Source organism: Bacillus sanguinis (assembly GCF_018332475.1).
GTDB classification, from domain to species: Bacteria; Bacillota; Bacilli; order Bacillales; family Bacillaceae_G; genus Bacillus_A; species Bacillus_A sanguinis.
The window spans coordinates 1-11,250 of sequence record NZ_BOQB01000009.1 but is presented as its reverse complement, the minus strand read 5'-3'; the positions used below and the strand labels follow the sequence as shown (position 1 = coordinate 11,250).

General features: G+C 34.4%; 13 protein-coding genes. 12 read left to right on the top strand and 1 reads right to left on the bottom strand.

The features are described 5' to 3' along the window. The 3 genes from KI369_RS01040 to KI369_RS01030 all read left to right on the top strand — a co-directional run. The coding region (locus KI369_RS01040; RefSeq protein WP_238484900.1) for a pre-toxin TG domain-containing protein at positions 1 to 838 on the top strand (838 nt) is incomplete at its 5' end. A gap of 22 nt (positions 839 to 860) precedes the next feature. Beyond that, the gene (locus tag KI369_RS01035) at positions 861 to 1,322 is read left to right on the top strand and encodes an Imm30 family immunity protein (RefSeq protein WP_000351979.1); all 462 of its coding nucleotides are present in this window, start codon (positions 861 to 863) and stop codon (positions 1,320 to 1,322) included. Between the two features lie 580 nt (positions 1,323 to 1,902). After that, on the top strand, positions 1,903 to 2,235 hold the full coding sequence (locus tag KI369_RS01030; protein ID WP_306467520.1) for a UCP019853 family protein: 333 nt from the start codon (positions 1,903 to 1,905) through the stop codon (positions 2,233 to 2,235). Positions 2,236 to 2,244: 9 nt separating this feature from the next. Here KI369_RS01030 and KI369_RS29845 read toward each other — a convergent pair whose 3' ends face one another. Beyond that, on the bottom strand, positions 2,245 to 2,292 hold the full coding sequence (locus tag KI369_RS29845) for a hypothetical protein (RefSeq protein ID WP_242400465.1): 48 nt from the start codon (positions 2,290 to 2,292) through the stop codon (positions 2,245 to 2,247). Between the two features lie 414 nt (positions 2,293 to 2,706). Here KI369_RS29845 and KI369_RS01020 point away from each other — a divergent pair, with 414 nt between their 5' ends. The 9 genes from KI369_RS01020 to KI369_RS00980 all read left to right on the top strand — a co-directional run bounded on the left by KI369_RS01020 (position 2,707) and on the right by KI369_RS00980 (position 10,713). Beyond that, positions 2,707 to 3,651 (top strand): ring-cleaving dioxygenase, encoded by a 945-nt coding sequence (locus KI369_RS01020; RefSeq protein WP_212954800.1) that lies wholly within the window; start codon positions 2,707 to 2,709, stop codon positions 3,649 to 3,651. 44 nt (positions 3,652 to 3,695) lie between these two features. After that, the gene (locus KI369_RS01015) at positions 3,696 to 4,673 is read left to right on the top strand and encodes a ring-cleaving dioxygenase (RefSeq protein WP_017561264.1); all 978 of its coding nucleotides are present in this window, start codon (positions 3,696 to 3,698) and stop codon (positions 4,671 to 4,673) included. A 255-nt stretch (positions 4,674 to 4,928) separates the two neighbouring features. Then, entirely contained in the window at positions 4,929 to 6,023 is a 1,095-nt protein-coding gene (locus tag KI369_RS01010; RefSeq protein WP_212954799.1) for a response regulator aspartate phosphatase, read from the top strand. Next, entirely contained in the window at positions 6,023 to 6,259 is a 237-nt protein-coding gene (locus KI369_RS01005; RefSeq protein WP_212954798.1) for a Phr family secreted Rap phosphatase inhibitor, read from the top strand. Before KI369_RS01010 ends, KI369_RS01005 begins: the two co-directional genes overlap by 1 nt. A 239-nt stretch (positions 6,260 to 6,498) precedes the next feature. After that, positions 6,499 to 7,371 carry an alpha/beta fold hydrolase gene (locus KI369_RS01000; RefSeq protein WP_212954797.1) on the top strand — a complete coding sequence of 291 codons (873 nt, stop codon included), beginning with the start codon at positions 6,499 to 6,501 and terminating at the stop codon, positions 7,369 to 7,371. A 77-nt stretch (positions 7,372 to 7,448) separates the two neighbouring features. Continuing rightward, positions 7,449 to 7,649 carry a sporulation YhaL family protein gene (locus tag KI369_RS00995; RefSeq protein ID WP_212954796.1) on the top strand — a complete coding sequence of 67 codons (201 nt, stop codon included), beginning with the start codon at positions 7,449 to 7,451 and terminating at the stop codon, positions 7,647 to 7,649. Positions 7,650 to 7,822: 173 nt separating this feature from the next. Further along, entirely contained in the window at positions 7,823 to 8,674 is an 852-nt protein-coding gene (locus tag KI369_RS00990) for a DUF2935 domain-containing protein (protein WP_212954795.1), read from the top strand. A gap of 292 nt (positions 8,675 to 8,966) precedes the next feature. After that, positions 8,967 to 9,611, top strand: coding sequence for a DUF7018 domain-containing (lipo)protein (locus KI369_RS00985; protein WP_212954794.1), 645 nt, complete (start codon positions 8,967 to 8,969; stop codon positions 9,609 to 9,611). A 28-nt stretch (positions 9,612 to 9,639) separates the two neighbouring features. Next, complete coding sequence (locus KI369_RS00980) at positions 9,640 to 10,713, top strand: DUF3994 domain-containing protein (RefSeq protein WP_212954793.1); 1,074 nt, start codon at positions 9,640 to 9,642, stop codon at positions 10,711 to 10,713. The last annotated feature ends 537 nt before the right edge of the window (positions 10,714 to 11,250 follow it).

Genomic DNA, 11,250 nt, shown 5'->3' with positions numbered 1-11,250 from the left:
TCAAATGTTCAATGATGCGCGACCAAAAGCTTTTACATCTATCAATTCAATTATACAAGTAGAAGAAGATTTGAAACGAATTGCTGAAAAATTTCGCAATGCGGATGATCAAGATGTTACAATGGAAGAAGGTGCAATGTGCGGTAAAACATCTTCTGAAGAGAAAGGCTTTGATGGTGGAAAATTAGCTAGGGATATAGCTGGGGAAATAAGTGGTGAGTATGATGTTCGTCGTGTTTGGGATGGTATTGATCCATCTACTGGCGAAAAACTTTCGGGGTGGGAACGTGCTGGGGCAGGTGTCATGGCTGTAGCCGGCCTTACACCCTTTGGAAAGATAGCTAAAGTAGGAAAAGGAGTTAAAATGACTGCTAAGGCTACTGAGGCTGTAAATACAGCTAAAAAGGTACCTGTTGGAGGAGCCGATGTAGTTAAGGGTACGGGTAAAGCTCTATTGACTAATGAAGGAAAAGTTGGAACCTATAAACAACTTGTGAAACAAGGAACTGCTTTTGATAATATTACTCCACATCATATGCCTTCTGCAGAGAAAATGAAACAAGCTGGTATAAAAAGGAATGATGGTGTGAGTATGAATATGGAACAACCTCATCCTGGAACCGGTGGGAGACATCGTGAAACATATACATATGGTCTATCAGGAGAAAAATCGAAGGCGTATTTAAACCTTAGCTTTCGTGATGCCTTAGCTCATGATATTTTGGATGCTCGAAGAATTTATATAAAAGATGGTTTACATACTGCTGAGATAAGAGAAGGTTTAAGAGAAGTTATTAAAAGAAACAAAGAGCTGTATCCGCATTTATTTGATAAATAAAACATGGAAAGGATGATTACCTTTGGATATTAAGAGTCATCTAAAAAGACTATATGATAATCGTTTATTAGAAAATGAAAATGAGATACGAGATTTTAATGAGTCGTTAATGGAAGTAATAGAGTACAATGACGTCTCTGTTATTACAGATTTATGCTTAGTTTTGGATGATGAGACTGAGCAATTTGAGGTTATGTTTGGTTTAATTCATGGAATAGAGAGCTTATATAAAAATAATATAGAAGAAGGACTTGTATGTATTGCTAAAGCAGTTCCGAAGATGATTAACTCAGCAAAAGAATGGGTAGAAATTTTACATTATAGAATTCTTAATCACCCTCAAGTAAGATTAGCATATGGAAAAGTACTTTCGGAATTTGATCCATCAATTACGATTAGTATTAAAGAATTATTGATTGATATAAAAAATGAAGACCCTGATATGTTTAGTAAATCTGTTAATGAGGTAATTAAGAGCATCTAATGTTTAAAGTTGAAAAGGTATAAAAGCACATAAGGCAAGTCAACAAGAAAAGAACTTATTATTGTAGTGGAAAGAAAAAGAATAGGTTGTTTAAAAGTGCATACTCCATGATGGTTGTACCATCATAGAGTACTATGTGCAATGATAGAATAAGAAAACGAGGTACGAGCTTAGGCGAGATGACATTTTACTGGATGATGAATATAAACACACGGAATGTATATGAAACTAACGAACTCGTACAAACTCGTAAGATTTAACGTAGTAGTTGTCATGACATGTAAAAGGTGTCATACTGTTACTACAAAACTTACAAATTTATGCTACTTAAAAATAGATGAACTTAAAGCACTTGATTGTCAATTAAAGGCAACAAGTGCTTTTTTGCATTTTAGCGTAGAAATTTAAAAGAGCATTATAATTTTATAAGTGTATTAAGTGTTAAATTTTTATTGTTGTTTTATAGATTGTAATGGCTATGTACAGTGTACGACGATAGTAGAGGGGAAAATAAAGAGTTGTGTTATTTTTTGAAGTCATCGTAAAGTACGTTTTAACGGATGGACGTTATGCACAAGTTATCCGCAAAAAACAAGTAAACGTTACGGGATTCTCCACTGTTTGTCCATATAAAATTGAAGAAGGAAAAAGTTATCCTGTTATTCTCGACATTACAGTTTTTGATGATATTGAAATAAATGAAGGAATAGATGGAGTGAAAAATTTAAAGAGAATGGATAATTCTTTCAAGTATCGTATCAGTGGAATATTAAATCGTTGGTTTATTGATGCAGGGATTATTATTATAGACGAAGATGAAATATTCCTGGAACATAGTGAATACTTTAACAATTATGTTGAAATTGAAGTTAAAGTTAATAGAATCAACATTGAATTTGTAAAAGAAGGCTAGTCTCTTATCTTACTTAACCTCATACCACCAACATCTACAATCAAGGTATCCTTTCAATCCATTAAGTTGCCCATCTGGTGTTTCATAGGGGGAGAAATCTCCTGATTTGATGATGTTTTGTTTTGCTGATGGCGTTGCAACTTTAATCTAGATTGACGGTTCTTCTCTCCACTAATGTTTTTTTATTTACGAAATCATTCTCTAGTCCAAAATGTTATGCAATAAAAAAACATCTCGAATTTGAGATAAATCACTTGCTTTTTAATCACTTGAGATGTAAAGTGATAGTAACGAAAGCGATTGAGTCATATGAAAAACATACACTCAGTTGCTTTCGATTAAAAAAAGTAACGTATTCAGTAAAAACTAAGATGAATTTACAAAAATATAATGAGAATAAATTAAAAAGCTAAGAAGCATATTATTTTTTAGGTATCACTTGACTAGTAAAATGAAACGGAGGAATTATCAATGTATGAAATTAAAGGGCACCATCACATTTCAATGGTTACAAAAAACGGAAGTGAGAATAACCATTTTTATAAAAACGTGCTTGGTTTACGCCGTGTGAAAATGACAGTAAACCAAGATGATCCGTCTATGTATCACTTATTTTACGGAGATAAAACAGGAAGTCCGGGTACAGAATTATCATTTTTTGAAATGCCTTTAGTAGGAAAAACATATCGCGGTACGAATGCAATTACTCGAATTGGATTACTCGTTCCTTCCGAGGAAAGCTTGCATTACTGGAAAGAACGATTTGAGAAATTTGATGTGAAACATAGTGAAATAAAAACATACGCAAATCGTCCTGCTTTGCAATTTGAGGATGCTGAAGGTCTTCGCTTAGTACTACTCGTTTCAAATGGAGAAAAAGTGGAGCACTGGGAAACGTGGGAGAAATCAGAAGTTCCTGCAGAGCATCAAATTCAAGGAATGGGTTCTGTGGAAATGACAGTTCGTAGACTTGATAAAATGGCAAGTACACTTACAGAGATGTTTGGTTATACAGAGGTTAGCCGCAGCGAAGAGGAAGCGATTTTTCAATCCATTAAAGGCGAGGCTTTTGGAGAAATGGTTGTGAAATATTTAGATGGTCCTACTGAAAAGCCAGGCCGCGGTAGCATTCACCATTTAGCAATTCGTGTGAAAAATGATGCAGAGCTTGCTTATTGGGAAGAACAGGTGATACAAAGAGGCTTCCAGTCTTCAGGAATCATCGACCGTTTCTATTTTAAAAGCTTATATTTCCGCGAATCAAACGGAATTCTATTTGAAATTGCGACAGATGGACCAGGATTTACAGTTGATGGAGATGTGGAACATTTAGGAGAAAAACTTGATTTACCACCGTTCCTAGAAGATCAGCGTGCAGAAATTGAAGCGAATTTAGCACCTATTGAAGAGAAGTAATAGAAGAGAAAACATAAATTTAAAAACCATTGGAGGAATATAAAGTGAACCAATTAAAAGGAATTCACCACGTTACAGCGATTACAAGTAGTGCAGAAAAAAACTATGAGTTTTTCACACACGTTTTAGGAATGCGTTTAGTTAAAAAAACAGTAAACCAAGATGACATTCAAACGTATCATTTATTCTTTGCAGATGATAAAGGTAGTGCAGGAACAGATATGACATTCTTTGACTTCCCAGGTATTCCAAAAGGAGTACACGGTACAAATGAAATTTCAAAAACGTCATTCCGTGTTCCAACTGATGCAGCGTTAGCATATTGGGTGAAACGCTTTGACCGTCTGGAAGTAGAACATACAGGCATTAAAGAGCAATTTGGTAAGAAAACTCTATCTTTCGTTGACTTTGATGACCAACACTATCAATTAATCTCAGATGAACTTGATAAAGGGATCGAATCAGGTACACCTTGGCAAAACGGACCAGTTCCATTAGAATATGCAATTACTGGCTTAGGACCTGTATTTATCCGCATTGCAAACTTTAGTTTCTTCAAAGAAGTGTTAGAAAAAGTTCTATTATTTAAAGAGGTTGCGCAAGAAGGAGAATTCTATTTATTTGAAGTAAACGAAGGCGGAAACGGTGCTTCTGTCATTGTAGAACATAATACGGTTCTTCCAGAAGCACGACAAGGTTTTGGTACAGTGCACCATGCTGCATTCCGCGTAGAAAATCGCGCTGTATTAGAAGAATGGATCGAGAGAATCAGTAGCGTAGGGCTTCCTTCATCTGGTTATGTAGACCGTCACTTCTTCGAGTCATTATACGCAAGAGTTGCGCCGCAAATCTTATTTGAATTTGCAACAGATGGCCCAGGGTTTATGGGAGATGAGCCATACGAAACACTTGGCGAAAAATTATCATTACCTCCGTTCTTAGAGCCAAAACGTGAAGAAATTGAAAAATTAGTTCGTCCAATTGATACAGTGAGAAGCACGAAGGAATTTATTAAAGAGTAACAATAGAGATAGTAAGTAGGAGAGCAAGTAGTTTTAGCGAATCGCTAGAATTGCTTGCTTTTTTATTTGGGTTATAAAATTTTCTGAAAAATGTTTCTCAAGTTTTCTAAATAGAAATATTTGGTATAATTCATTTAAATTATAAATTTTCTGACAATTATTTTTCAATACATAGAAAAGAGGTGATACTATACAATTTTGATAATTGTATAAATATCCTAATTTTGTAAGTTTGAGAAAAGGAGATGCAGGTGTATGGGAGCAGATGTAGTAACAAGGGAGCAAATGAAACACTCTTTAGATGATTGGTATCGTGTAATGTTGCAGCAAAACATAGAGAAAGCCACGGAGATGAAAGAGGAGATTGATAGTAAGATTAGTGGTTTGGATGTGGATCAGGAGTTATCTTTGTATTTTACCTTATTAGATTTTAGATATAAAATGCTGACGGATTGGTTGAATATAAAAGAAAATAGTTTTGAGAGAATAGAATCTTTTGAAATTCCAACTAAAGGGTTTTTAGCGTATTATTATCATTTTTTTAAAGGAATATATTGCACTTCAATGTCTAGATATAGCGATGCAAAGGAAAGTTATGAAAAAGCAAATGAACTACTGAAATATGTTTCGCACTCTTTAGAAAATGCAGAGTTTGATTATCGTATGGGTAATTTTTACTATCAGACATATCAACAAGTTAATGCAATTGATTATTTGAGAAAAGCGAAAGAAGAGTTCAAAAACCATATAGGTTGCGAAATAAATATAGCACTATGTGAAAATGCTTTTGGTCTGTGTTGTGTAGATTTGAAAAATTATGAACTCGCGGAAGAAAGCTTTAATACTGCTATGGATATTTTCCAAAAGGTAAATTACGGAAAATATATTTTAATGGTGCGTCATAATTTAGCCTTTTTGTATGCTAGTCAAGATTTATCGGAACTTGCAGTTCGCCATGCATCCGAAGTTACAAAAAAACAGCCGAAATTTTTTAAAGCGCTATTTGTTGAAGCGCGTGAATGTTATAAATTAGGGCAATATCAATTGGCGGCAGATCTGGTTGAAAAAGGTTTGGATATTTGTAAAGAATTAAATAAGGAAGAGTTTCAATATCGTTTTATGATTTTGAAAAGCGTAAACGAAAAATCACCTACATTAAGCTTAGAGCAAGTAGTTTTAGAAGGTATTAATTATTTTAAAAAAGAAGAGCTATGGGAATGTATACAGGAATACGCTGAAATGTTGGCTCTAAGGTTTTATAAAGAAGAGAATCACAATAAAGCAAGTCATTATTTTTACATGAGTCATAAAGCTCAAAGAAAATTATTAAAAAAAGGGGCGCTAAAATAATGAAAAAGATTCACTTTGGAATGTTGGGGATTGCGTTAGTAGGTGCGTTATCAATTGGAGTTAACAGTGCGTTTACAAATCAAGCATTAAATATAGGAGAGACAGGAGGAGCACCAGCAAGACCAGACTATGTAAGTATTGGGGACGGTGGAGGAGCGCCAGCCAACTTCAATAAAGGAGATGGCGGAGCACCAGTAGATAATAGAGGCGATGGTGGCGGAGTAAGCCAACTATAAAAACAAAGAAAGGGACTTCAACATGAAGTCCCTTTTTTTGTTTTTATGCCATGTAGATAAAAGAATTGACTTACTTTAAATATGTAACTATAATAGTTACAAAATAACCATCACTAATGGTAGTGAGTAATATTTTTTTAATATAATTGTAACTGATGTAGTTACAATTAAAATTAATCATAAAACAACCAAAAAATGTAAAAACTTTAAATAGCAACAAGAGAAAGGAGACGGGAATGTTGAAACGGTTTAAGTTTTATTTAGTTAGCGGTATTGTGCTCGTTTTGCTTATCGTATGTAACTTTGTTGATAAGCCGATTGCGAAGGTTGGAGAAGTGAAAGATACTGTTATGATGAAGCTGCATACGAAAGAGAGTATGGCACAGATTGATGGGCAGACGATTTATTTTAAGCAAATTGGCGAGGGAAAACCACCTTTACTTATGCTTCACGGGTTTGGTGGTTCATCTGATGGATTTAGTGATATTTATCCGGAACTTGTAAAGGACCACACAATTATAGCAGTTGATATTTTAGGGTTTGGACGTTCTTCGAAGCCGGTTGATTTTCAGTATTCGTTTCCTGCGCAAGTGAATTTATATTATAAACTAATGAAGAAACTCGGATACGATCAATTCGCAGTACTTGGTCATTCGATGGGCGGAGAGATGTCTCTAAATTTAGCGTATTTACATCCGGATGCAGTAACGCATCTCGTGTTAGCAGATTCTACAGGGATAGAGTCTTTCCAGCAAAAAGAAAGTTATGAAGTGCCGCCATTATCGACAGACTTACAAACTGTAACAGAGATTGCAGATTATAATAAAAATGCGGTAAAAAATAGTCGCGACGATAAAGAGCATTATGATCAGCTTACGAAAATGAGAGAGCGCCGCATCGCGATGGAAGCCGATAAAATTAAGGTTCCGACTTTAATTATATGGGGACGACACGATAAGAGCGTTCCTTGGAAAAATGGTGAACTGTATCATGAGCTATTTGCGAATAGTACGTTCCATATCATTGAAAAAGGGTACCACGCACCGTTTCGCCAGGAACCATTCGAATTTATGGAATATGTACAAGCGTTCTTCGCGAAGAATCCACAATAAAATTTTAAGCATAAATCCACTTCTTTCCTCATACAGTGAAACTAATAAGGCTTGTCTAAGGAAAGGAATGAAGTTGATTGGAAACTTTACCATGGTGGGTGTATCTTGTAATCGTTGGGATCGTATTAAGTGGCTACATGGTTTTATATACTTCGAAAAAAGAGCAAGAGATGGATCATGAGTTTATCGAAAAAGAAGGCGAAGTGTATATGAAGCGCTTAGAAGAAGAGCGCGAGAAACGTAATCAGAGTAGTGATAAGGATTCGGTATTACTTTAATAGAAATTTTGAATGGCTACCAACTAGTAAGAGTTTACATCTAGGTGGTAGCCTTTTTTCTTTTTGGGGAGCGTGTATACGAAATTCATCCTGAACTTTTATTGATGGTATTTATATATATTTCTACTCATAAGAATGGAACTAGCGTGTTATTTACTGAGGGGGGATTAACAATGCATAGGGATGAAACATCATTACATCCTGATACAGGTGTTACATCTGTAATGTTTGTTGAGCGTTCATTAAATGAAATTCGTTTCTGGTCTAGAATCATGAAAGAGCATTCTTTTTTTCTTCGCCTTGGGTTTAGATGCGAGGATACGCAACTAATTGAAGAGGCGAATCAATTTTATCGATTGTTTGAACATATTGAACAAATAGCGCATTCCTATACAAATGAAACAGATCCTGAACAAATAAAAAGATTTAATTCAGAAGTACAACAAGCCGCAACTAATATTTGGGGATTTAAACGAAAAATTTTAGGATTGATTCTCACATGTAAATTGCCAGGACAAAATAACTTTCCGCTGTTAGTTGACCATACGAGTAGGGAAGCTGATTATTTTAGAAAACGTTTAATACAATTAAATGAAGGTAAATTAGATGCTCTTCCTGATGCTATTATTAAAGAAAATGTTTTCTTTTTACGGATTATGGCAGACCATGCTAAATTTATTGGTCATCTTCTTGATCCATCGGAAAGAAAGCTTGTAGATACAGCACGGAATTTTAGCAATGATTTTGATGCATTGATGTATCAAGCAATTGATTTAGAATCTATGAAACCACAATCCCAAACAGTCCCTCTTTTAGATCAATTTTTAGATCAAAATCGTGTGTCGGTTACATCTCTTCGGGACTTTAAGAAAACAGCACGTGATTTAATTGAGCAATGTAAAATAAAGAGTATCATTCATCCGTTATTAGCAGATCATGTTTTCCGTGAAGCTGATAGATTTCTTGAAATCATTGATATGTATGATGTTCACCTTACAAATATTCAATCACAATCTAGATATTAGAAAAGATTAGGAAAGATAATATTTTATTTTCAGCTGAGAAGTTAACAATTTATTGTTAGCTTCTTTTCTTTGTGATTAAAATTCCTTTGTGTTTAGTAAATGTCTCTTTAAAGACTACATAAATCTCTTTGACCAAATATGTAATTCTCTGTAAAATGATATATGGAAAGATTATGAATATACAGGAAATCTATGGATAGTAGATGCTAAGAAATTATTCGGGGGGAATTTGTTAGTTAAGTATGTTAACTTGTTTGCACTACATTTTACAAATAAAGGGGTATTAGTAATCATGAAAGCAAAGAAATTAGTAAGTTTAGCGTTACCAGTTATGTTATTGAGCGGTTGTATTACAATTGAAACTGATGGTAAGAAAGCTGAACCAAAGAAAGAAGAAACGCAAAAGGTAGAGAAAGAGAGTAAGTCAACTGATAGCAAGAAAGAGGATAGCTTATCTGTAGCGAAAGGTGAAGGTACAAATAGTAGTTCATCAAGTAGTCAACAAAGTTCTGCTTCAAATAATTCAACTTCTTCTAGTTCTTCAACTGGTAAGGTAACGGGTTCAGATGTTGAAAGGTACAAGGCAGATATTATAAACAGTGCTACTCAAATTGAAGATACAATGAAATTAATTGAAGGAATAGCAGATTCAGACGTAAAATCATACAAACAAAAGAAAAGTGAAGTACAACTGAGTTTAGGTGGAGCAAAGGCAACAACGAAGAAACTGAAGAATTTACAAGCGCCTCCTGAATTACAGGGAGAACAAGCGAAGATAAAGCAATCAATGGAACTGTATGCGGATTGTTTCCAACTTCTCTTTGATGCATTAGACCAAGAAGATGAGAGTAAAATGCATCAATCATTAAGTAAAGCACAAGAAGGCTCAAAACTGTTTGAAGAAGCAGCGAAGAGTATCGGTAGTAAAACCAACTAAGAACAAATGACTTAAAGGGGTATGAGGTATGAAAGTAAAAAAACTAATAGCTGCTGCAGTTCCAGTTGCCATATTATTAAGTGGTTGTGTTACAGTAAAAGATTCGGCAAATAAAGAAGAAAAGACAGAAGAAACAAGTAAATCTAAGGCTGCTGAAACGAAAGAAAAATCAACTAATTCGAAAGAAGAAAGTAAAGATGTTCAAAAGGTTCGAGTTTTAGATGAAGATTATGCACAGTATTTATTAGACATTGAACAGGATATGTTAAGACAATTTGATTACTATGATGCTTCTGTAAGGGATTTGAGAAATGGAAATAAATCAAAAGCTGAGGTATTAGATAGTATTAAAGACATCTATAAAGTATTTGATAAGATAGAGAAGATTTACGCACCGCCAAAACATAAAGAAGACCAAAAAGAGATTGAAAGAGCGACAGGTAAACTAAGAGAAACATTCAGTGAAATAGAGAAGTTATTCAACGAGAAAGGCTTCAGCTTAGAGACTGATAAGGAAATCTTAAATAAAGCAAATACAAAACTAGAGGAAGCAAAACGTATTTGGAAACCTACATTCGATAAGTTAAGATCCGAAATAAAAGGTGATACAGCCACAGAAAAATCTACTAGTACAACAAGTAGTCCTACACCGACAAACCCAACTACTGGTAGTCAGGCTCAAACAGATAAAAGCCAAGCTAAAACGGGAGTATTTGTAGGTACAGTTGGTACAAGTGAAGAGTTAGGAATTAGTTATGGAAACATGGAGAAGAACATCAAAGATGGTACTGAGATTATTGGTAATTGGGGTATTGATTACGGTAGTGGCATAAAAACTACGTTAGTACTAAAAGGTGATAAAACATTTGAGTCCTATGCGAATGGTTCTTATCCGAATAAAGATAACTACCTAACAGGAACATATGCGGTAGATGTTCCGTCATTCCAGCTATCCTTAAAAGTAACCAAAGCAGTTAAAGACGGTCAAGAAGTAAAGTTAACAAATGATAGTATGATGTATAAATTACAAAACTATGATGGAAACACATTACAAATTTATCATATGGACGATAATGTTCGTATTCGTTATGCAAAACAATAAATACTTGGCAAAAAACTCTGTAATAAAGTGAAACTTTAATCAGTGGGGGTTTTCTTCATCCCCCACTGATTATTAGTTGAACCAATCGGACTTTAATGGGCAGCCCGACCCCCACCTAAATTCTTTGCTTTCGCTGAATTTTGAGGTGGGGGTCTTACTGCCCATTAAAGTGGGATAAATTTTACAGGGTTTTTTGTTCGTTCTAATTGTATTTCTTCATTAATTTCCCTGGTGCTATCCATAATAGTATAAGTTGAGAAATCAACAAAACGATTTTCTTACTGGAGAATGATAAGAAAGGGAAGCAGGATAGTGATAAAGATTCGGTGTTAGTTTGATTTAGAATTAGATAGGAACTGGATAAGATATAATCGCTCAAACAACGAACAATTGAAACTTTATATACGGTTGATTCTAAAATAAAATGAATGTTGTATGTGTTGATATAAAAAATTTAGAGGTTTTTAAAACGATGATTTAGATAGATTTTTGATGATTTTTTGTTGACTATAGTCAACGGTTTTGGTGATTAAATTT